This is a genomic window from Dyadobacter pollutisoli (assembly GCF_026625565.1).
Lineage (GTDB): Bacteria > Bacteroidota > Bacteroidia > Cytophagales > Spirosomataceae > Dyadobacter > Dyadobacter pollutisoli.
Genome location: NZ_CP112998.1, coordinates 2,836,382 through 2,859,752 on the forward strand (window position 1 = coordinate 2,836,382; position 23,371 = coordinate 2,859,752).

At 45.5% G+C, this 23,371-nt stretch carries 19 protein-coding genes; 4 read left to right on the top strand and 15 right to left on the bottom strand.

Features of this window, described 5'->3' with window-relative positions:
* Window positions 1-101 precede the first annotated feature (101 nt).
* Entirely contained in the window at window positions 102-356 is a 255-nt protein-coding gene (locus ON006_RS11765) for a hypothetical protein (protein ID WP_244819984.1), read from the bottom strand.
* Between the two features lie 401 nt (window positions 357-757).
* Here ON006_RS11765 and ON006_RS11770 point away from each other — a divergent pair, with 401 nt between their 5' ends.
* Window positions 758-1,849 carry a PIN domain-containing protein gene (locus ON006_RS11770; protein ID WP_244819985.1) on the top strand — a complete coding sequence of 364 codons (1,092 nt, stop codon included), beginning with the start codon at window positions 758-760 and terminating at the stop codon, window positions 1,847-1,849.
* Window positions 1,850-1,879: 30 nt separating this feature from the next.
* Here ON006_RS11770 and ON006_RS11775 read toward each other — a convergent pair whose 3' ends face one another.
* Window positions 1,880-2,002: a VOC family protein gene (locus ON006_RS11775; protein WP_255772863.1), complete on the bottom strand. Its 123-nt coding sequence runs from the start codon at window positions 2,000-2,002 to the stop codon at window positions 1,880-1,882.
* Between the two features lie 305 nt (window positions 2,003-2,307).
* Here ON006_RS11775 and ON006_RS11780 point away from each other — a divergent pair, with 305 nt between their 5' ends.
* Window positions 2,308-2,697, top strand: a complete 390-nt coding sequence (locus tag ON006_RS11780) for a VOC family protein (RefSeq protein ID WP_244819986.1) — start codon at window positions 2,308-2,310, stop codon at window positions 2,695-2,697.
* Between the two features lie 430 nt (window positions 2,698-3,127).
* Window positions 3,128-3,916, top strand: coding sequence for a DUF3050 domain-containing protein (locus ON006_RS11785; protein ID WP_244819987.1), 789 nt, complete (start codon window positions 3,128-3,130; stop codon window positions 3,914-3,916).
* Window positions 3,917-3,938: 22 nt separating this feature from the next.
* Here ON006_RS11785 and ON006_RS11790 read toward each other — a convergent pair whose 3' ends face one another.
* From ON006_RS11790 to ON006_RS11810, 5 genes are all read right to left on the bottom strand, one after another.
* Window positions 3,939-5,357 (bottom strand): carboxylesterase family protein, encoded by a 1,419-nt coding sequence (locus tag ON006_RS11790; protein ID WP_244819988.1) that lies wholly within the window; start codon window positions 5,355-5,357, stop codon window positions 3,939-3,941.
* A 10-nt stretch (window positions 5,358-5,367) separates the two neighbouring features.
* A complete protein-coding gene (locus tag ON006_RS11795) occupies window positions 5,368-7,128 on the bottom strand; it encodes a serine hydrolase (protein ID WP_244819989.1) in 1,761 nt (586 codons plus the stop codon).
* A gap of 165 nt (window positions 7,129-7,293) precedes the next feature.
* Window positions 7,294-7,659: a hypothetical protein gene (locus ON006_RS11800; protein WP_244819990.1), complete on the bottom strand. Its 366-nt coding sequence runs from the start codon at window positions 7,657-7,659 to the stop codon at window positions 7,294-7,296.
* A 150-nt stretch (window positions 7,660-7,809) separates the two neighbouring features.
* A complete protein-coding gene (locus tag ON006_RS11805) occupies window positions 7,810-9,003 on the bottom strand; it encodes an inositol-3-phosphate synthase (RefSeq protein ID WP_244819991.1) in 1,194 nt (397 codons plus the stop codon).
* A 230-nt stretch (window positions 9,004-9,233) separates the two neighbouring features.
* On the bottom strand, window positions 9,234-10,955 hold the full coding sequence (locus tag ON006_RS11810; RefSeq protein WP_244819992.1) for a phospholipase D-like domain-containing protein: 1,722 nt from the start codon (window positions 10,953-10,955) through the stop codon (window positions 9,234-9,236).
* A gap of 665 nt (window positions 10,956-11,620) precedes the next feature.
* Between ON006_RS11810 and ON006_RS11815 the strand changes: the two genes are divergently transcribed.
* Window positions 11,621-13,120 carry a choice-of-anchor I family protein gene (locus tag ON006_RS11815; RefSeq protein WP_244819993.1) on the top strand — a complete coding sequence of 500 codons (1,500 nt, stop codon included), beginning with the start codon at window positions 11,621-11,623 and terminating at the stop codon, window positions 13,118-13,120.
* Between the two features lie 201 nt (window positions 13,121-13,321).
* Here ON006_RS11815 and ON006_RS11820 read toward each other — a convergent pair whose 3' ends face one another.
* The 8 genes from ON006_RS11820 to ON006_RS11855 all read right to left on the bottom strand — a co-directional run bounded on the left by ON006_RS11820 (window position 13,322) and on the right by ON006_RS11855 (window position 23,153).
* Window positions 13,322-15,157, bottom strand: coding sequence for an alkaline phosphatase (locus ON006_RS11820; RefSeq protein ID WP_244819994.1), 1,836 nt, complete (start codon window positions 15,155-15,157; stop codon window positions 13,322-13,324).
* A 106-nt stretch (window positions 15,158-15,263) separates the two neighbouring features.
* Window positions 15,264-17,444 carry a xanthine dehydrogenase family protein molybdopterin-binding subunit gene (locus tag ON006_RS11825; RefSeq protein WP_244819995.1) on the bottom strand — a complete coding sequence of 727 codons (2,181 nt, stop codon included), beginning with the start codon at window positions 17,442-17,444 and terminating at the stop codon, window positions 15,264-15,266.
* 4 nt (window positions 17,445-17,448) lie between these two features.
* Window positions 17,449-18,447, bottom strand: coding sequence for an FAD binding domain-containing protein (locus tag ON006_RS11830; protein ID WP_244819996.1), 999 nt, complete (start codon window positions 18,445-18,447; stop codon window positions 17,449-17,451).
* Entirely contained in the window at window positions 18,444-19,088 is a 645-nt protein-coding gene (locus tag ON006_RS11835) for a (2Fe-2S)-binding protein (protein ID WP_244819997.1), read from the bottom strand. The genes ON006_RS11830 and ON006_RS11835 overlap by 4 nt, the downstream gene beginning before the upstream one ends.
* A 119-nt stretch (window positions 19,089-19,207) precedes the next feature.
* On the bottom strand, window positions 19,208-19,468 hold the full coding sequence (locus ON006_RS11840; protein ID WP_310590196.1) for a dihydrofolate reductase family protein: 261 nt from the start codon (window positions 19,466-19,468) through the stop codon (window positions 19,208-19,210).
* Between the two features lie 20 nt (window positions 19,469-19,488).
* On the bottom strand, window positions 19,489-19,776 hold the full coding sequence (locus ON006_RS11845) for a dihydrofolate reductase family protein (protein WP_244819998.1): 288 nt from the start codon (window positions 19,774-19,776) through the stop codon (window positions 19,489-19,491).
* A 201-nt stretch (window positions 19,777-19,977) separates the two neighbouring features.
* Window positions 19,978-22,332, bottom strand: coding sequence for an ABC transporter permease (locus tag ON006_RS11850; protein WP_244819999.1), 2,355 nt, complete (start codon window positions 22,330-22,332; stop codon window positions 19,978-19,980).
* A gap of 164 nt (window positions 22,333-22,496) precedes the next feature.
* The gene (locus ON006_RS11855; RefSeq protein WP_244820000.1) at window positions 22,497-23,153 is read right to left on the bottom strand and encodes an SDR family NAD(P)-dependent oxidoreductase; all 657 of its coding nucleotides are present in this window, start codon (window positions 23,151-23,153) and stop codon (window positions 22,497-22,499) included.
* Window positions 23,154-23,371 lie beyond the last annotated feature (218 nt).

Genomic DNA, 23,371 nt, shown 5'->3' on the forward strand with positions numbered 1-23,371 from the left:
TTGCCTATTTTAAAAAACATGACAACAAATGACACCCCCCTGACTATAAATGACCAAACATGACAATAAATGACTGCTTCCTTCCTCCGCACGAACCGCTTTTATCCTTCAACCTCCTTCTCCAACTTCCTTACCCTTTGAAAGAAAAACACCAATTCCCTAAATGTTAAAAAGTTGTCACTCGTACGAGGATTGTAGCCACCCTCCTTTTGATAGGCCATGCAGTCGCTGTAAATGGACCAGAGTTCTTCGATGAAGTTGGCGGGTGTGCCGTAATTAAGTAATTCTTTAACCTCCTGACCATAAGCCAGGTACGTCGAATCCATAGACTCGGCGGAATTTGTTTGTGTGTTCATAATGTATATGTTTTAGGTTTTAATAAAATGCCCTGTCTAAGGTGTCCTAACGTCATATACAACGTTCGGGGGGCTTTCACCGATCCCACACCATAACAGGGCAATGCTCGCAAGTTTTTTCATAAAAGTATATGTTAAAGGAATGCGAGGTTCGGAAGATTTTTGGAGAAATGCAAATTGAGGTCGGGGGATATTTTGGAAAATCGTGAGATGGTGCTACTCAATTTTACCGTTTAATAAGTATTGCATAGAATTACTTCCATTTGATGGAATAATTGGGTTTATTGAAAAAGTTGAATGCCGCAATGGAAAGCAAAACATGCAAGCTGACTGCTCTTGGAGAGCATTATAGAAGATTGGTTAAAAAGGATAGAATTTAGTATATCTATATATAACTTCCAATGTTTACAGTATTAATAGATACTTCTGCTTTTGAAAAAGAAGGATTGTCTTTTTCTGGTTCAAAATTTGATGCTATAAAGCAATTTAGCGATTCGGACAAAATCAAAATTGTCTCGTGTTCTATCATTATAAAAGAAATTGATAAACATATTGAGGACAGCATTATAAAATTTATCAATTCAATAAAAAGTACTGTAAAAGAGGCTGATCATATAGCAAAGGCTGATCTTGATGAATTTGATTATTTGTTAAAAGACAGTAAATTGTTAAAGAAAAACATGACCACTTACAGGAAAAAGAAGGTATCCGATTTTTTCAAATCCATTAATAAAGTAAACTTATCATACAAAAATTTTAGTATAGATAGGCTACTTACTGATTACTTCAATGAAGATCCTCCATTTAGCCAAAGAAAGAAAAATGAATTTCCTGACGCTATTATATTAAACTCATTTATCAATCAATTTTGGGATTCGCTAGATCAAACTTGTGTTGTGAGTTGCGATAGAGATTTTAAAAATTTCTGCCAGAATTTCCCCCAAGTCAGATTTTTTGAAAACATTAGTACTTTTTCAGATTTTATTAACTCACACTACGATTCTGAATTTACTAAGGAACTTCATGAAGTAATGAAGACAAAAATCGAAGACATTTCTCTATCAATTGATACATCAGTCTATGATAACGTAGATTTTGTTTTTGGTTCGGAATGGTTTGACCCTGAGGCAGAGATTGAAGATGGCAGTGTATCTGTTCAAATAAATGATATTAGCCTAATTATACAGAGTGAAAACAACGCCGAATGGGAGCTAGATGTGGAAATTGGTTATAAGGTACATGTAACCGACTCAGACCCAGATTACATGGTGAAAGATCCTGATACGAAGGAATGGATTTCTCTGGAAAATTTGACATATTCGGCTGAAGTAAAAAAAAACATTTCTTTTGCTATTACAACTGCTTTTGACAAATATGCAATCAGCAGTTCGTTTCAATATGATGAAGATTTCGAGTTGCCAAGCGACATTTACGATTTGGATGATGCCGATTTTACCCAATTGGAAGATGCGACTGGGTCAAGCGAAGAATAACGCCATTAACTTTGATATGTAATTTTGGCTTCATCCCTCACAATGAAAATAAAACAAATGCCCATTCAAATCCCTGACCGCAAATTGTCTTAACCCCCAGGGCTTGTTTTCTATTTCCTCGGTAATTTCGGCGCCTGGTTTGAGTTCCTGCATGTTTGAATGATTGAAGCAATAGTTAGAAAAAGGCCATTTTTGGTCATGGGTTGTCATTTATTGTCATGAAGGTAATTTGTTTTCAAGTGTCGTCGAGGATGGCCGTTTATTGTCAGGTATTTTCGCGGATTGAATATTTCCAAAGAACAATACAACAAATGACAACACATGACTAAAAATGACAACACCTGACCATCACTTTACCTTTCACCCTCACGGATCAGCATTCCTTTATTTGCTTTTTCGCTGGACATCATGTTGCTTGCATATACAATTGATTATCACCACTTAATCAAAATGGTACCATGCCCAAAACCCCTACCTTCGCCCCGCAGCTCTACATTCCAAACGGAGTTACCAACGTCGATTTCTACATAAATGCCTTTGGGGCCGTGGAGCTCAGGCGGTTTTCTAATGACGATGGCAGTATCCACGTTTCCGAACTATCGATTGACGGTGCCATTTTTCACCTGCACGAAGTAACGCGTAATCCGGCGTCGTTTAGTCCTGAGCGTTACAACGGGACCACTACTACCATCGGGCTATTCGTGCCGGATGTGGATGCGTTCATGAACAGGGCCGTCGCCGCGGGTGCAGAGGTACTTTCGCCCGCCCAGGATTATGATTACGGATACCGGCAAGGTGACATTAAGGATCCATTTGGGCATGTTTGGATGATTGAGATGGTGATATAGAGGGGTCATTCTTGGTCAGGTTTTGTCATTTATTGCCCTGGTTTGGTACTGATGAACGAAACAAGAAATCCTTCGCGAGATGTATGGTAATTGAAATGGCGGTATGAGCGCAAAGCCGAAATGCCGCTAGGCATGCAATCTCGCTAGCACAATGCAATTTGAAATCCATGATCAAAATGCCGTCAGGTATGGCACAGGACGAATGTGCGTGGCATCCCAAAAGGGATTTTTAAATTTTCTTTTTATCCGCCTGCTACCGAGGTCTCGTCGCTACGCGACTTTCAATTAGTTCCGGATGTGGATGCATTCATCAACAGGGCCGTCATGGGTTGTAGTGTTTTTGGGTTTGGACTGTGGACATAGGGCATTTGTGCCTTAACTTTGCCGTAAAAAGAGGAACTCCATTGATTTCCTCCTGTAAAACCACATCATGAATAACCACATCGAAAAACTTCAGCAACAGATCGAGCCTTTGCGCCAGCAGATTATTAACCACAAAGTCTATTCCGTTATCAATGACATTGAAGACCTGCGCGTTTTCATGCAGTACCACGTATATGCGGTTTGGGATTTTATGTCGCTTTTGAAATCGCTGCAAAACAACCTCACTTGCACATCAACACCCTGGTTTCCAAAAGGTTCTGCGGAGACCCGGTACCTGATCAATGAAATCGTTCTGGGTGAGGAATCTGATGTCGATATGGACGGAGTCAGGACAAGTCATTTTGAACTGTACATCCAGGCGATGGAACAATGCGGTGCGGACGTTTCCGAAATAGAACAATTTATTTCAGTATTAAAGCAAGGTGGCGACCTCCATGAGGCATTCTTGACTGTTGGCACACCTGAAAAAGCGCGTCAATTTGTTGATTTTACATTTGATATTATCAACGGTAACAAAGATTACATTCAAGCCGCTGTTTTCACATTTGGACGCGAAGATCTGATACCGGGCATGTTCCATTCCATCATCAACGATCTGCACGAACATTTGCCCAACAGCATTTCGGTCTTCAAATATTATCTCGAAAGGCATATCGAAGTGGACGGCGATCATCACAGCCACCTTGCCATGCAAATGACCTCCAATCTTTGCGCAGATAATGAAACGTACTGGCAAGAAGCCCAATCGGCGGCCGTCGCTTCTTTACAAAAGCGTATCGAGCTGTGGGACGGCGTTTATGAGGAAATCACGGCGAAAAAGGAAGTAAGGGCGTAGATCGTGCATTGCAGAGATATACCTACTCCCGCTTCTGCGCAAAAAGCCAATCCAGTAAGCCTGGGGTGTTTTCCACCGCATTACCCATGTTGTGACCCAGGTATTTGAATTCAGTATACCTGGGTTTTCCACCGGCTTTTTTGATTGCGGCAATCATATCACGGGAGTAGCTGACGGGAACCAAATCATCTTGTTCGCCGTGAAACGCCCAAACAGCAACCTTGCCATCAACAATGTTGTGCGCCAGCTTCGGATTGCCTCCACCGCAAATTGGGACGGCCGCAGCAAACATGGCCGGGCGGGCAGTAATAAAATGCCATGAAGCATACCCTCCCCCCGAGACGCCAATGGAATAACATCTTTTAGCATCGATTGAAAACTCTTTCTCCAACGCCTCCATGGCCTCGAAAATCAGGGTATCGATGGCAGGGTAGTCAGGATAATTTCCCCAGCCGGCATCGCGGGGACATTGCGGGACAAACAGGAAAGCGGGATACTTTTCCCGGTACTCCGTCCTGGACAAGTATGCAGCCCAGGAACCTTCCACTTGCCTAATATTGTCAGTTCCGTGCGTGCCGCCATGGTGAGGGCATACAACAAGCGGATATTTTTTTTCAGGATTGTAATCCAATGGCTTCATAAAACGATAGCGCAGAGTGTCTCCTTTCCCATTCACATAATATCTCGCCTCAAACGGCTGGGCTATTACTCTTGCGCTCGCTGAGACATGATCAAGCCGGTAAGTTTGGTTGGCGATATTTATGCCGAAAAATAGTGTAAATCCAAAGGCGATCACAGCGGCTAACCCCAGCCAGCTTTCAGAAATCGCAGTTGGGGTTTTATCAAAATCCTTATTCCTTATATGCAAAGCCTCCTCGGCCCTCAAATGCATGATGAATAAAACAGGCACCAGACTAGTAACTCTTGAAGTCCATTGGTGTATGCTTTCCAATGTCAATTTCAATGCAATATCCTGGGAGTTGAAAAACCATATCGCGGTTGCCAGAAGGATCACTCCGGATATGGTATAGAGGATACCGGCAGCTTTTAGCCAGGGCGGTTTACTTGCGCTGGAAACAATAAGACTGAATGAATAAATGATACCCGTAATTAAGGCAGAATACAACCCGGCAATATAATATGCCTCAAATTGCCTCTGCCTTACAAGCATCATATAATAAATAAAAGCAAAACCAATGGATGTTATGACTGCAATGATGCCTGAATAAAATGCAAGCCGGTATCTTTTGAAATAATAATACTTTAACAAAAATATTGAACCGACCAGATTAACGATACTGACCGTCAAATGCCAGTTTTTAAATGATTCAAGCTTGGCAATGTACGCGCCGGTGAAAAAATGAACAACAGCGGTCAACACGCCTGCGCAAACAATCAGGGTCAGAAAGAAATTCGCGAAAGTGTAGAAGCTTTTGTTCATGATGATCACGTTATTTGCCTGCCGTCGGCGGTGCTGTTTCCGTTGCAAAATCGTCAGGCAAACGCTTAAACCACAGATTCGCAACGCGTCCATTGGTCATTTTCAAGCCGATAACTTTGCCTGCCGCATCGCGAACCATATCAATGTTTTGTACAAACCACCAGGGAGCTTGCAACCGGTCTTTGTTGACCACACTCAAATCCACTTCTCCGTGATGTACGTGGATGAGTTTCAACACATTGTTTTTCAGCTCAATACTGTAAATTGTTTCCAGCTCAGGGCTATAATATTTGCCCGTAAATTGCTCACGTGGTATCTCTCCATCTGCCTGCGGCTCAACGCGTGTTGCAGGATGGTCTCCATTCTGTTTCAATGTGATACGGTTTACCTTACCCTCTTTGGGCCGATGAAAAGTAACCGATGCTTCCACCACTTTCAAAAAGAATGTAGAGTCGGAGGACGGGAATATTTCAAACCATGGCTGCCCGGTCCCCTGTGTCATATATTTGTCACCTTCCTTCTTGAATTTCATAATAAACCCCGGTGCTTCGGTCAGGGAATAGGATCCGGCATACTGCCTGAAAAGTGTTGAATCGAATTTGACTTGCTCTTTTGAAGCTGCAACGGCTGTGCTAGCTGTTTTTTCCTCTTTAATGAATGGCGCCAGGTAAAGGTCAGCCATTTCAAAACTTTTCTTCGGAGGGTTAAACTCGGCCTGGTTACTCAGCACAATGAAGCCATAATCCTCCTTTGGAAAGTAAGACAAATGCGAACGAAAACCCGCATCAGACCCATCGTGACCATAGTAGGCAAGGCCTTTGTATTTCCCATGCGACAAACCCGATGCATAAGGCAATGTATCTCCTTTGGTCAGCCGTCCCCGTTCCAGCATTTGCGTCATGGTTTCCTTGCCACCCACTTCCGTTACCCGAAAATTACCAATCCAGAGGGCCAGGTCATTAACGGTTGTAAACAAACTCGTTGCTCCTACATTACCATAACTCAAAATGCTTTTGCTGAACATCGTTGGCCCCAATGTGCCCGGTGTGCGGTGAAAAGAATAGGCCCGGCCTTTTACAATACCTTCCTGATTGTCGTAAAACTGCGTATTTTTCATCCCTAATGGCTTAAAAACGTTCAGCTGCATCCAATAGGCAAACGGCTGTTTGGTGACGCGCGCTACAATTTCGGCCAGCAATGTATAGCCGGTATTGCAGTAGGCATAAGCTGAACCCGGATCGAAATTCAGTTCTTTTTGGCGGGTAACCAGGTTGAGTACGTGCTGCTTGGTAATCACGTCGTCGAGTTGCCAGCCCGCCATGACCAGCAGGTTCCATTGGTCGCGCAGGCCGCTGGTATGATGTATTAAATGACGGATCGTAATGGTTTTTCCAAAATCCGGCACTTCGGGAATATGCTTGTGAATGTCATCGTCCAACGAGAGCTTGCCTTGCTGGGCCAGTAATGTGATGGCATAAGCTGTAAATTGCTTGGAAACAGATGCCACATGAAAAATCGTTTCAGGGCCGATTTTAGCGCCGGTTTCCAGGTCAGCTTCACCAAATCCCTTGGCATAAATGAGTTTGCCTTTATACAAAACCCCTACTGCTGCTCCCGGCATGCCCGGCTTGTTCCATTCCGTAAAAAGGGAATCTACTTTGGCTGTTGGGACAGTTGATTTAGATGTCGGAGCTGGCGACTGCGCCAGGCTGAATGTAGCGCCGGTCATCATAAAACCAGCCAATATGAGTGCGGATAAAGCTGCTTTCATCGATAAAAAATGAATGTGGATTGAAGGTAAAAGTGTTACAAAGGATAATGTACAAACTTTTACAAAATCGCACGCAAACTTTTGTGATGAATGGAGACATGCAGAATTAATCTACCTGACTTAGCAGATATAGCGTCAATAACGTAGAAAAAGATTTAGCTGAGCTTAATTGGTAAGTTCCAGGCTCCGATCGGTTTCATAATATTCCTGCCAAACGTCCAGCGAATTAGGATCGCCTTCCCAGGTGGTACCGTCGAAATTCAGGATCTGGTTAGCCTCAATGCCTTGTTTGAAAATTACGTGGTGGATTGTGCCGTCTTTAGTCCTTAAAAACGCTTTAACCGAGTATTTCCTGACATATGTGGTCTGCCATTTCCTTGGGTGAGGTAAAGGTTCATTAACAGAAGAATCACCATAAAATCTGTGATAAAACTCTTCAATGGCCTTTTCGTAATCATTTCCTTTCAGATTTTCAATCTGAAAAATATCAGACTTAAAAAAGTCTCTTAATTGCTCGGGAGTTGGTTTCAAGGTAGTTGTTTTCGGTTTTCCATCATGTAAGATACGTTTCTTTTAGGTTGAAAACTAATATTCGGAAACCGACGACTTACCTCTCGAAGCTGATTAAGGTGATTTTAAGTCAACCAGCCGGTATATGAGGCACATACCGGCTGGTTTCCCTCATTTTTTCAATTGCTTTTTCGTCGATTCGGTCAATTGACGGTTTGCCAATGCCTTACATTCCACCACCGCATCACGGAACATCATTTGCTGCGGCGGCGTTTTCTGTGTAGCGGCCGAAGGTCCTCTCAGCGCCCCTACCAGGCCCATTTCCCTCGCTACATACACATACCTGATCGCATCGATCACCACACCCGCGGAATTGGGTGAATCCTGTACCGACAACTGAGCATCCAGAATGACCGGCGCGCCCATAAACCCTTCCAGTTCCAAACGGAAATTGGCAACCTTGTTATCGCCATAAAAAGGAATGTATTCAGAAGGACCGGCATGCAAAAAGCTGCCCGTAGTAGCGATCCCTCGGATCTCATTTTGCGCCCTGATGACATTTTCTTTAGAAATTTTCTTCGATTTCAGACGGTTTTTGTCTTCCATATTCAAGAAATCGGTATTACCGCCTACGTTTCTCTGAATGTGTGCTTTCACATGATGTCCCCGCTCGAACGCTAACTCCTGCAACATTTGCGAAACGATACTCGCCCCAAACTGGCTCCGCATATCATCGCCAATAATAGGAATACCTGCATCGATAAATTTCTGCTCCCACACAGGATCAGACGCAATAAATACCGGAATGCAGTTCACCAGAGAAATGCCCAGTTCAAGGCATATTTCGGCATAAAATTCAGTCGCCAGTTGCGAGCCCACAGGCAGGTAGTTGATCAAAACTTCCACCTCATGCTTTTTGAGGTTTTCAACTATTTCCGAGCGTATTATACCTACCAAATCAGCATCATAAACCGCTTTGTCAAGCAGCAAATCAGTTGTGGTCAAATCTTCTCTGATCACGAAGCGGCAATCGGCCGGATAAGCTGACATCAACGGACTAACTCCGTCAATAACGGGAGAACGATAAATCGGCGCCTCGGTCTTGATCTGGTCATTGAGAACAATGGTACAGTTGGGTTTTGCAAAAATAGCCTCCCCTAGCGTCAGACCAATCTTTCTTTCATCAATGTCAAACCCGCAAACAAATTCAATGTTGGCAGCTTTGTAACCACCAATATCGTCCGCCATCAAACCAGAAGTTTCCTCAGAAAACCGGGTGTAATACTCCACTCCCTGCACCAACGAGCTGGCACAATTACCTACTCCCAAAATGGCTACTTTTATCTTTTTTAGTTCATCTTCCACTTGTACTATACTTTTTAAAATAAAATTTTATGTAAATAAGAATATTCTACAAACTATGTTTATAAAATACTCATAAACACAAAAAAAGGCAATAAAAATGAGGATTTCAAACGAATGCTTCAATTAATGCAAACGTTTGCATTAATTGAAGCATAATTGTACTTTTATAATAAATGTGGACAGATTAATGTAACCGGACGCAATGAAGGGTTAGGCGTAGCTTATGCCACTTACTTCGAAAACAACACCCGATCCTTCACTTTCCGCACATCGGAATAATCCTCCGCCCACCAAGGCAGCTCACCTGCCGCTCTTGGTGGCTTGGCTAGTTCCAGCTTCTTTCGGGCCTCTTTTGCTTCATTTTGTGCTACACGGAAATGGTAATGGTCGAAGATCCGTAGTGCCTCAATGGTGTAGGAAACGGCGATCTTGCGGTCTTTAATGAGCAACAGGTTCTCACCATTCGTGTTGTCGGCAGCACCCGAAAAGTTATACGATCCAAGATAGACCCTTGCCGTCGGCTTATCGAAATCAATGACGACGAACTTGTGGTGCATCCTCGTTCCGCCGCCGCCGGTTACCTCGGATTTGAATGGTTCAGGCACATTCTTTCTAAGGGCCGACGGAAATACAGGAGCTCGGTTACCATCCGGTTTCAGTAAATCCATACCACCTACCCGCTTGTCGGAAATGCCATAAACAAACATATCCGGGTCGGCTGTTACTTTGGTTACCGCAGCCCGCACGGGACCCTGTGTCTGGTATAAAAATGCCAGCGAAAAGAAGAGACTTGAAGTAACATGATCATTAATGTCACTGGCAATGGATGCAAGCACGGCATTGCCGGCTGAATGCGGCGAAAAAGTAACCTTGGCGTTAATATTCGTCAATCCAAGATCATTCCATTCCGCAGACTGCGTGGCCCCGAATTGAGATGACACAGATGACAGCCAATATTGTTCAAATGCTTTTTTAAACGGTTCAATAGCAGCCGCCCCGCTCAGCACGACTGCATTATTGGCCTGAACATAAAATCCCCGCCAGGAAAAATTGGTAGATCCGCCGATAGCAGCCTTCACATTATCTCCGTCGACCACGATCATTTTATTATGTTGCAGCTTACCCATATGCTGTCGTTTCACCTGCTCTCGCCCCGCAGTAATTACAAGCCTGTCCTCCGCCATATTTTCTCCCGAACCCGCTTCTCCATGTGCACCGTCGTCGTCAATGATAATCCGTAGTCTGGTTTTAAGCTTTTCGAGCCGTGTAACCATTTCAGGCTCATTGAGATCATAGGCTACCACCAGCACTTTCGCTGTCACATCGGCAATCGCTTTATCCAGCACATCCAAAATTTCAGTCCTTGCTTCAAAGCCCATCCATGCCAGCGCTTCCTTCGTCTTCGGGTGGGTCGGGGTAAAAGTGAGGCCTTCATCAGCTTTTGCCGGCAAGAGGGTTGAGATCGGTCCTGCCGAATCGTAAAAATCCACAAATGCCTGTGATGATACGAAACCACGTGTAAAAGTCACATTCAACTGACTGGGATACGTTTCCCGCATTAACGCAATGTCGGCTTCCTGGAATTCTCCGTAACTCAGTTCGTCCAGCTCGTTCATAAATACCGGCGTGACGCGGTACGTAAATTTGCCGGGTATGTCCGCATTTCTCGGAAAATGTACCCACCTGAATTTCTGGATCGGTGAAAGCCTGGTAGACAGGCTGCTGTTGGTGGTACTGCCTACAAATGAAAGACGGTTTTTGAGTTGAAAAAACCGGTCCCCGTCCGGCTCCCGGTATTCGATGGCGAAGCCGACAAAATCGTCCGGCGGTGTGCCGTTTTTCCAGTTCATGGCTAACAGGCACATGCCTTCGCCCCGGTGTATTTTTAAACTGAATAATGCTGTTCTGTTTTGTCCCCGGACTTCAAATTCGGAATGATCTACGTTTGGCATATGGCTTTTTTTAAATGGTTAAACGGAAGTGTTTTAGAATTTAAAAACTGAAAGCAAACAATGTCGCTAAGCCATTATACCGCCGGTAGTATACTCATTCAGAAGCTATTAAGACATGTTAAAGCAGTGGGCTGGCTGGATACAATGGCATTTAAAGGTCTTTAAATTTGACAAAACAGTAGTTACCGTTTAATAATATTCCGGGCACATACGCGATTCTTAAAATTTGGTTAATCAGATGCCGTCTTTATCGAGAAAAATGCCAGAGCCGGTCATTTTGACCTCATCGTAATAAAGACCGTTCCCAGTACTGATACCGTACTTCTGTTTCAATTTTTGCTGCAATTCTGCGGATTGCTTCCGACCATTGACGATCAATTCGTCTTCACTCAGGCCAAACCATTCGATACTGGCATGATCGTTGTTGTTTCAGTTTTTGAAACAAAACAAAAAGCGGAAACAAACAACACTCCCAAGAGCAATACGATTTTTTCCATGGCATCCACCTCGTGTATACGTCGCGAACGTACCCTATACACGTACACGAGCCATAATGTGCTCCAATGGCCTCAGGTTATATTATTGTTAAGCTTTCTCCGGCGCCATTTACAATTTTTGAGCGGTAAGTACATTTAACGTTTCAAATCTACTCACCAAAGCTAATTATGAAGAAAAAGGTTTTACTAGTACTCACGTTATCGGCAGCATTGCTGAACGCTTGTACGGATCACGTTCCGCAAAATCCCGAACCCGAGAATCCGGCATCATTTAAAGAAGTGGCTTCCACCGACCTTGGCGGCACAGCCGCATCTGAAATCTCTGCTTATGACCCAACTTCGCGCCGTCTTTTCACGGTCAACAATGAGTCGGCTGCCAAAGTAGAAGTGCTTGATCTTTCCGCATTTCCTACGATCACCAAATTGCAGGCTATCGATGTTTCCGCACTTGGAGGCGTTGCTAACAGTGTTTCTGTTCATGACGGGAAGCTGGCTATTGCGCTTGAAGCTACTAACAAGCAGGCGAATGGAAGCGTGATCGTAATGAATACCAGCACATTGGCGATGATCAAACAGGTGACGGTAGGCGCCTTGCCTGACATGGTTACTTTCAGTCCTGATGGTAAATACATTGTGACCGCCAATGAAGGTGAGCCTAGCCCTGATTACACCACCGACCCGGACGGATCTGTGTCTATTATCGATGTTACGGATAATTACAGTGTTAAAACACTGAATTTTGGCTCATTTGCAGGAGTTTACAATCTTTTGGCGATGGACGGTTTCAGGGTTTTCGGACCAGCAGCCAGTTTCCAGCAGGACATTGAACCAGAATATGTAGCGATTTCTATGGATTCCAAAAAGGCATTTGTAACATTGCAGGAAAACAATGGTATCGCCGAAATCGATCTTACAAGCGGTACCATTCTTAAAATAAACCCACTCGGAACCAAGGACATCAGCCAGTTGATCAATGCAATGGACGCAAGCGACAAGGATAGCAAGATTGCACTTGGTACCTGGCCGGTGAAATCGTTTTACCTGCCCGACGCGATCTCGTATTTCAATGTCAACGGATCATCATACCTGATTACCGCCAATGAAGGCGATGCCCGCGAGTACACAGCTTTTGACGAACAAAAAAGAGTAAGTTCGCTTAAACTGGATCCGACTGTTTTCCCGAATGCTGCCACTTTGCAAAAGCCTGAAAACCTGGGACGGCTGCGTGTAACGAGTACGCGTGGCGACATTGATAATGATGGTGACTACGATGTTCTATATGGCTTTGGAGGTCGTGGGTTCAGTATTTTCAATGCTGCCAATGTTCAGCTGGTACACGATTCGGGCAACGGTTTGGAGCAGGAAGCAATCAATGCGGGTATCTATGACGATGACCGCTCAGACGACAAAGGTGTGGAGCCGGAAGGCGTAACTGTTGGAACGATCGGCAATAAATCTGTCGCCTTCATCGCGATGGAACGTGCAGACGCCATCGCAGTGTACGATCTGAGCAACCCGGCAGCACCGAAATTTCTTCAAATTATTAAAACCGGCGATGCACCCGAAGGAGTATTGTTCGTAGCATCCGACAAAAGCCCGAACGGCAAAAGCCTGCTGATCACCAGCAATGAAGGTGACGGGACTGTGAAGTTCTACCAGACTAACTAGTTTGATTTTGAATTGAAAGTGCCGTAGGTGTGCAATGTTGCGTACCTACGGCACTTTTTTGTTCTTGCAGATTTCTCCTCTATCTACCGATATTTCATCCCTACGGGATTTTAAAAAGTCCCATAGGGACGTAACATTGGCGGCCGCCGCGGTAGAAAATAAAAATTGAAGTATACATCAAAATGCCGTAGGCATGTAACTTTACCTCCTGCTATATTTCTTAAACACATTAAGTATCTTCGAATAGATCTCCGTATTCTCATACACGCCGCGAAAATCCAGAGAATGAGGACCGTAGGCAAATACCGGTACCATCACAGCGGTATGATCATTGGTACTGAAATGTCCGTCTACATAGCCCTGTTTTATATTTCCGTCCAGTAATGTAAGACCGCCGGTTTCGTGGTCGGCTGTGACGATGACTAATGTCTGGCCGTCCGCATCAGCCAGGCGCATTGCCTCTCCCACCAGTTTGTCAAAATCCAGCATTTCAGTTACCACATAAGAAACAATGTTCGCATGTCCGCCGTAATCGATCTGCGCTCCTTCGGCCATAATAAAGCTGCCAGCCTTACTTTGGGCAAGCGATTGATGTGTTTTTTGCAAAGCTGGAATCAAAAACTCCCCTCTGCCCTTTTGAACCGATACGATTTTAGAGTTGTCCAAAAGCACAAATGGTGCCTTCATACTTTTAAGGTCGTCCCATTTCTCCGAAAACTGAACTCCTTTCAACCTCAGCGAATCTGCTACTTTTCCTTTTATAAAACGCTCGGTACCACCGCCAATGAGAATTTTGACCGATGAACGCAGGTAATCACGCGCAATTTCGTCTTCCAAATCACGGTAAGGCTGATGCGCGTAAAAAGCCGCTGGCGTGGCATCGGTCATGCTTCCTGCCGAAATCAATCCCGACTGGATACCGTAGGTTTTCAACTGATCAGGAAGATTGGGTAGCGCCACAAAATTACTGTCCACGCCAATGGCCCGGTTCCTCGTTTTTTTCCCTGTCGCCATCGCAGTTGCTCCGGCAGCAGAATCGGTAATGTAGCTGTCGGACGCGCTGGTTTTTGAAAAACCAATGTTCAGCATCTTTGTCAGATTCAGGTTTCCACGGTTGGCGGTAATGCCCGAATAGATCTGTGTCAGTCCCATTCCGTCACCGATCAACAGAATCACGTTTTTTACTGCCGTCCTGCTATCATTATTGCGGTAAGTCGGCTGATAAGGCGTGTATTGTTCTTTGGAAAGATACTCTGCGTTGGTGCGGTTGCGTAAATAAGTACCGAGTTCCTCCACATGGTCTGTATTGATAAAGTCAATGCCCAGGTTCATGAGCATTTTCCAGGTGTTGACGTGGTCCGGCGTGGCCCAGAAACGGATTTTCTTTCCTAGGCTATGCGCCTGATTGATCACACTTTCAATTGCCTCTTTGTCTTTTTCAATAAGCACTCCTTTACCATTCCAGCGGGTGTACTTATAAAATGACTGACTGATCAGCCCAACCCTTTCCAGTTGCGAGGGTGTGTATTGAACTTCCGGCCTACCATCGTAATAAACATACGCCGGAAACTTTTCAAAGTCTGCGGGAGACGGCGTGTTACCACTCAAAACTACTTTAACAGGTCCTTTGGGCGCTAAAATGGATTCATAACGTTGCAATGCTTTTACCAAAACAGGCATGGTTAGCGCACTGGATGTTTTCAGGTCAATCAGCAGTTGAATGGATTGATTACCATCTTTAAAAAGCTGTCCATTATTCTTTTTGATCATCGCTGTTAGCGGATCCAGATACAGGCTTTCCAATGTCCGGTCGCCATGCATATCCGACTCCTGATGCGCCACAAAAAGGGTATCATTTCTCAATATCACATCGGCTTCAACCGACCCGAAATGCTGATAGTAAGCCGAAAAGAAGGGGATATTTTGCTCATAGTCGTTGTGAGAATGAGCATTGGTCGTGGTATAAGTGTTGGAATTTTGTCCTTTTGTAAAAAAAGAAAAAAGGGTGAAAAGTGTAAAATAGAAAATCGATTTCATCGGATACGCATCATTGTGGATTACAGGAAAACCACAAATGTATGTCAACCCGCCCATTCCGCGCCTCAACCACTATTAAGCTATTGTAAACAAATACTGAAAATGCTCAGATTAGTTTGTCAGGCGTGATCGGTAACTCTCTGATCCTTTTACCCGTGGCATGAAACACGGCATTAGCAACCGCAGCCGCCACACCTACAATCGCAATTTCTCCCAACCCTTTTGAGCCGATCGGATTGACATAAACGTCGGGTTTGTCAATATAATGGACATCAATCTGCGGAATATCGGCGTGAACTGGGATGTGGTAACTCGCAAAATCGGTCGTAGTATATCGTCCGTAGCGATGGTCCATCACCGATTCCTCCATCAGCGCCATGCCAATTCCGCCGACCACGCCGCCAATCGACTGGCTGCGCGCCGTTTTATAATTGATGATCTTCCCCACATCCGCGCACGTAACCACGCGCTTGACGCGTACCTCGCCCGTAACAGGACTCACGTGTACTTCCACAAAATGGCACCCAAAAGAATACATTGAATATTGATCACGCTCCGGCCCCGATTTCGACTCCTCGGTCACCTCTATCTGAGGCAGTTTGTGAAACTTCAAAATGTCAGCGTAAGCAATGTCAGGCGCAGAGCCTGGGATCGCAGCAGCCAGTTCGCTCAGTTTCTTTTTCAATGATTCGCAAGCCACATGTACTGCGGATCCGACACTCGGAATGGTGGAAGAACCATTCTGCCCTGGTGCGTCGGGCAGGCTGGAATCACCCAGATCAAACCGTACTTTTTTGGGGCTAATACCCAGTATTTTACTGGCAATCTGCGTCATAGCCGTGCCGGTACCGGGGCCAATATCCATCGTAGCACTCTGAACAATAACCGAGCCATTGCCCAGCATAATGGCCTTGGCAAGAGAAGGATGACGATGAAAACCATACAAACTCGAAGCCATTCCATAACCCACCAGCATGCCATTCGACTGCATAGAGCGCGGTTGGAGCTGCCTTTTGTCCCAGCCAAATTTCTCAGCGCCTAGTTGGTAACATTCCTTCAATGTCTTTTCCGACCATTGCAAATTTCGCTCGGGATCCGAATCCGCATGATTTTTGATCCGGAATTCCAATTGATCCACATTCAATGCAAAAGCCATTTCGTCCAATGCCGATTCCAGCGCGAACATACCCGTAGCGTCGCCCGGGCCACGCATCCACGTGGGCGTGTTCACGTCCAGGCTGAGCAGGCGGTAGCGCGTGGCTACATTCGGGCAAGCGTACATAGCACGCGACGCAAGTATCGTACGTTCGAGATGTTCCTCGTATACCGACGTTTGGCCGGTTCCTTCATGTACAATGGATTTTAACAAACCATCCTTTCCAGCGCCTATTGCCACTTTCTGAACGGTGTAAGGCCGGTAACCGACAGACGTAAACATCAGTTCGCGGCCCAGTACCAGTTTCACGGGCCGGTTTAACATTTTGGCAGCCAGCACGGCAGCTGTTGTATGCGGCCAAACCCGGATACCCGAGCCAAAAGCGCCTCCGATAAACCTGGAAATAACTTTTACATTTTCACGCGGTAATTTGAAAGCCTGCGCCAGATTGCCTTGCGTGGATTTTACACCTTGATTTTTATCGTAAACCGTCAGCTTGTCGGTCGCTTCCCATACTGCAATAATCGCGTGCGGTTCCAATGGCTGATGGTGCTGGGTGGGAATGGTATAGGCTGCCTCTATTTTCACTTCGGCAGTTTCAATTGCCCGGGCGTCTCCCCGATTGTAGTCCTGGAAAGGCGAGTTCTTGTTTCTCTGTACATTCAATGGCACCACCGCTTTGGCAAGATTCGCACTAAAATCAGTTTGGTGCGTTTCAGACTGGTATTTTACCTGAATCAATGACGCTGCATACCTGGCCTGCTCAAACGAACCGGCCACGACCATCGCCACCGGCTGACCGTCAAAATAGATCAATTCATCATGAAATACCCGGAATGAAGTGCCTACCGGCGCTCGCTCAGCAGGTTTTTTGGCCTGACCATAACCGGGAATACCGGGTGAATTCAAATGGCTGATCACCGCCAAAACGCCCGGTGCAGCCTCCGCTTGTTTTGTGTCAATACTTAGAATTCTACCTTTGGCAATGGTACTGGTTACCAACACGGCGTGGGCGAGGTTTTCAATCTGATATTCTGCTGAATATGTCGCAGCACCGGTGACTTTGGTGCGACCATCGACGCGATCAAGCGAAATGTCGGCTACTGCCGGGTCAGGTAATGTTTTTGCCATGATGTTACGAAATTTGCGCGGCGATTTTCAATGCTTCGACCATTGCATTCGGTGCCAGTTTCAACTTATATGCATTGTGTTCATTCGAAATGGCTCCGGCCATGGCCACCTCAGCGGCTTGCCGGAAAACAGTTTCTGAAAGGGTTTGACCTGCTAATATCTTCTCAGCTTCATACATTCGCCAGGGTTTGTGAGCCACGCCGCCCATTGTCAGCCGCACGTTTTTGATCCGGTTTTGGTCAATCTCCAATGCCGCAGCCACCGACACCAGCGCAAATGCGTAGGAAGCCCGGTCGCGTACTTTCAGGTAATGTATATGTTTGGTAAATGGCGCATCCGGTATCTCTACCGCGACGATCAGTTCGTCCTTTTCCAGGTTCGTATTCAAATCAGGCCGGTCACCTGGTAACCTGTGAAAATCGGCGAATTTGATGCGCCTTTCGCCACCTGGCCCCATGACTAACACAGTAGCGTCCAAAGCCAGCAAGGCCACACACATATCACTCGGATGCACTGCTATACATGATTTTTGATCGGCTTTTTCACCGATACCGAAAATGGCGTGGTTTCTATTAATGCCTTCCAACGCGCTGCAACCGGTTTCGGGTTTACGTTTGTTGCAAGGAAGTGCCGTATCGTAAAAGTAGGTACAGCGAGTCTGTTGCAGGATATTACCTCCCACCGTCGCCATATTGCGCAGCTGCCCGGATGCCCCGGCATTCAGTGCCTGCGCCAGCAGCGGATGTTTTGCGATCACCAGTTTATGTTGCGCTACGTCGCTGTTCAATGTCAGCGCACCGATTCGCAGCATTCCGTCTTTTTGTTCGATTTTTTTGAGAGGCAAATGATTGATATCGACTAGCTTCTCAGGAGCTACAATGCCCCTTTTCATGAGGTCGACCAGGTTGGTACCGCCTGCTATAAAGCGGGCGTTTGGGTCGGAAGCCACTGCGTCAATGGCTTCATTGAGTTTGGTCGGGCGGAGGTATTGGAATGGCTTCATACTTTCTGACCATTGGTTTTAACCTCCATAATCGCATTGACAATGTTAGGATAGGCACCGCAGCGGCATAGATTTCCGCTCATATACTCTTGAATTTCAATCTCGGAATTTGCGCAGCCTTCTCGAATGCAGCTAACTGCCGACATGATTTGGCCGGGTGTGCAGTACCCGCATTGAAATCCGTCATGTTTGATAAATGCCTCCTGCATCGGATGCAACTGCTCGCCATTCGCCAGGCCCTCAATGGTAGTGACTTTCCTGCCGTGCTGCATCACCGCGAACGTCAAACAGGAAAGGACGCGCTGGCCGTCGACATGGACTGTACAAGCGCCACATTGACCAAAATCACAGCCCTTTTTGGTGCCGGTCAGCCCGGATTTTTCCCGAAGCAAATCCAGCAGGGTTACTCTCGGATCAATGGTCAGACGTTTTTTGGTACCATTGACAGTCAGCGTGAGTTTCACTTTTTCGGCATTCCCGACCGGCACTTCATCATCGTCACAGGCTTGCGAAAAAGCGATCGGCGCGAATGTAAGGCCAGCAAGAGCGACCGACTGTTTTAGGAAAAACCGCCGGTCTTCCTGATGATCGGGCGCACCGTTTTCAGGATTTTCTCTATTCAGTGGTTTTTCTTCGAACATCAGTTTTAGGTTTAGGAAAGCATGTTGCAATTCATCGGCACGGTGGCCTTAAAACAAAACAAAGTACAAAACGGGCGTTTTGTACTTTGTTTCAATCGATAAAAAAACGACTATTCCGTTTACTTACGATCATAATCCAGCAAAATAACACCAGACTTCGAAGTCTCTATTTTAGTAAGAGATAGTTGCGTCCTGTCTTGGATATCTGAAAAGAGAGGCTTGCCTGCACCGAGAATGATCGGGTAAACCGCGAGGAGGTAATTGTCGACTAAGCCGAGGTTAATAAAGCTCGTAGTTAAACTCGCCCCGCCATAAAGCCAGATGTCTTTGCCCGGCTGGTTTTTAATTTCCCGAACGTGCTCTGTGATATTTTCACTAATATAAGTTGCCCTTTCATCCGCTACATTCGGGCTTTTCGAGAAAACATATTTCTTTTACTGTGAACACCGCTCCATAGTTTCTTTTCAGGCAATGACGCATCATTTCCAGGGTCATAATTGCCCCAGAGATCATAACTGATGCGCCCGTAAAATATAGTATCGATTCTTGCCAGAAACTGCTCAAAATGTGATTCAAAAGTTGACTCTGCTGTGGAAGGATCGTCCATTGTGCACCAGTCTGTCTCGCCATTCGGGCCTTCAATAAAACCATCCAATGTGACAGCCAGGTTTAAAATAATCTTTCTCATGGTGTTGTTATTTTTAGTTTGATGAATACTCCGTCCATCCATTCAGACAAGAAGAAGTTGTTGCTTTTTCGGCAACTCTAAGGAAGCAAAAATAAGGCTGACGCAGAAGAAAAATTGTAAAAACACGAACCGGCGATACGCGATTAGCCCAGGGTTTAAACCCTGGGCTATGGTGTGTGTGTGTGGCAATGGCCACACACACTACTCGCTCCGCAAACTCTTAACAGGATCAAGCAAAGCCGCCCTCACTGCCTGATAACTCACTGTAAGCAAAGACACGATCACGGCCATTGCGCCTGACAGCGCGAACACCCACCATTGCATGCTGATGCGGTAAGAAAAGTCGTTCAACCAGGTATCCATAGCCAGCCAGGCGACTGGACTTGCGATCAAGATGGCTATCAAAACAAGTATCAGGAACTCCTTCGAAAGCAAAGTAGTAATGCTCATCACGGATGCGCCCAGTACCTTCCGTACCCCGATTTCCTTAATCCGGTTTTCGGCCATATAGGCAGCCAGCCCGAACAGTCCAAGACAAGAGATGAATATAGTAAGGCCTGCAAATAAGCCCGTTAGTGTTGCGATCTTTTGTGTATCATCGAATTTCAAAGTGTAATCTGCATCTACAAAATGGTATTCAAAAGGATAGTCTGGATTGTATTTTTTAAAAATTGCTTCTGTTGCTTTCACGCTCTCCGCAGTCGGTTTTGCAGCATTAAGCTTCATATGAATAACATTGAAATAACTTTGCGCGCCTTCAATGATCATTGGCTTGGCATGATCGTAGGGCGAACCAATCAGAAAATCTTTGATAACGCCGACCACCTGATAGGCCTTATCCCCGTCTTTCACGATCTGCCCGATCGGATCTTCGAAGCCCATTACTTTTGCGGCAGACTCATTGAGAATCATCGCGCTGGAATCTGACGGATACTTGCTGAGATCCATGTCGCGGCCTGCTATTAATTGAAGTCTGGCGGTTTTCACAAGCCCCTCATCTTCACTGAACCTGTCAAAATCTATTTTTTCGGCCTTGTTCTTTCCCTGCCATTCAACACCCCACGTATCACTTGAACCGAAGCTGAGTGGTGAAGCCGTTTTTGTTACGGAAGACGCTATACCTGCATTGATCAGCTCGCTTTTGATCTGCCTGTAATTTTTATCAATGTCTCCTGTGAGCCAGTGGTACACCACCTGCCCCCGGTCGTATCCCGCATCCCGATCCTGTGCGTAGCGTATTTGCTGTGCCACCATCAGTGTGGAAATGATGAGTGTAATGGCGAAACTGAATTGTAAAACCACCAGCACTTTTCGTGGGTTCAAGGCTGCATTTGTTCTTTTGAATGTTCCCTTTAAAATGGCGATGGGTTGGAAAGAGGATAGAAAAAAGGCTGGATAGCTACCTGCTATGATGCCGGTAAAAACCACAAAAAGCAAAGTGGCGATCCAGAAATAACCGCTATCGTATGGAAATGCAAGTTCTTTCGCGATGAGCGTGTTGAAAGCAGGCAATGTCGCGGCTACAAGAAGCAAAGCCATTACTCCGGCGATCAGGGATATCAGGATCGACTCGCCGATAAACTGCCCCATGAGCAATCCTTTATTTGCCCCGGCCGTTTTTCTGATACCCACTTCCTTCGCACGTTTTTCACTACGGGCTGTGCTCAGGTTCATGAAATTAATGCAGGCGATCAGTAAAATAAAGGCCGCAATGATCCCGAATAACCGAACGATCGCTATCCTGCCGCCCGAGATTTTCCCATTCTCAAAATTGGAATAAAGGTGCCATTTGCTGATCGGATGTAGAAAAACTTCATGTTCCTCTTCTTTATTAGAATGCCGGATAGTGATGTCTTTGATTTTCCCTGCCAATGTTTCCGGATTCGCGTTGGGTTTCAGTTGGACAAATGTTTTTACTGAATTGTTACCCCAGCTATCATCATCCTCACCAATTCTCTTCAAATATTGCCAGGGGAGAATGTAGTCAAAATGGAAAACAGTATTGGTAGGAAGGTCTTTCAACACCCCTGTGACCGTAAAATTGTCTCTGTCGATGGTGATTACCTTGTTCAATGCGTCTTTCGTATCAAACATTTTCATCGCCATTTTCTCCGTCACAATGATGGAATTCGCGCCAGTCAATGCAGTTTTCGGATCGCCCTGCATCATTGGACAATCAAACATTTGAAGAAACGCAGCATCAGTAATGAGCGCCTCAGTAGACAGTTTCTTCTCACCAGCCTTGGTGACAAACCAGCGGGACGACTGGCGGGAGATATTGGCAACCTCAGGATATTCCTCTTTTAATGTGGGCCCGAGGATCTTGGGGGTATTATCCCAGCATTGCAGTTTGCCATCAAAAACACCCCGGTTCCATGCATGATAGAGGTAATCCTTCTTGGAATGAAACTTGTCATAATTCACTTCATTGTAAATCCATAACAAAATGAGCAGGGAACTCGCCATACCAACGGCAAGCCCGGAAATGTTAATGGCAGAGAATCCTTTGTTTCTCAGCAAGTTCCTGAAAGCGATTTTGAAATAGTTTTCTAACATCGTCGGCTATGGCTAAGGTGGAAGTTCACATTAGCCAGCTCAAATAGCCTGCCAGGATTTCAATTAATTCAAAATCAATCATTTAAGCGTCAATTCTGTTCCATAAATGTTCGCTAGCGGACAATATTTGTTCGTTTTGGAACGAAACTTGTCGTACCTCGGAATCAGAAAGATATTACGCTTCTAATTTCCTGGCCCCCAATAATGTCGCTGATTGTTTCCGCAATGGCAATTGTGCTGGTCCATTTGGAGAAATCTGCGTCGGGCATAAATCCCCGGTTTAATGCCGTATCCAGCGTTCCGGGAAGTAAAATATGAGAAGTAATGCCGTTTTTGTTTTCACTTTCATTCACCATTTCCGAAAAATTAAAGAGCAGCTGTTTGGATAACGAATAAGCCACATTGTTAATAGCGCTGCCGCTGTCCATTGCTGCTTTGGCACCAACAAAAATGAGTTTTCCAGCTCCCTTTTGCCGGAAATGAGCAAGGAGTGATTGTGCCGTGTTGAAAGCAGTAGCAAAATTGAGGGATATCATTTTCGAAATATCGTCCCAACCTGTCTTTTCCAGTCCGCCCGGAACAAAGCCCCCGGCCAGAAAAACCCCTGCCAGAATATCATTTTCCGTGTCCAATACCGATTTTACCAAATTCTCCGATTGTCCGGGGCTTTCCAGATCTGTCTGATAATAAGATATTTTGTCGGTTCCCGGTTCATTTATTTCCCGCACGGAAAGGTGAAGATGGTATCCAGCCGCGGACAGTGTTTCAACCACCGATTTGCCCAGGTTACCAGTGCCGCCGGTCATCAGAATATTGCTCATCTCGTTTGTTTTTTGTCGAATAAATGATCAGACCAAAAGTAAAGCCAAAAATAAGCATCACACAATTATTAACCCAAGGCTTCAGCCTTGGAATTAGAAAGCGCAGAATGCCGGGCCTTAGCCAAAGATCATGCAGCACACTGGAAGATCACAGACGCCGCAAAACGAGCTACATGCTTATGGCTAAAGCCGATTTTGCATCCGCTGGCGGTCCTAAG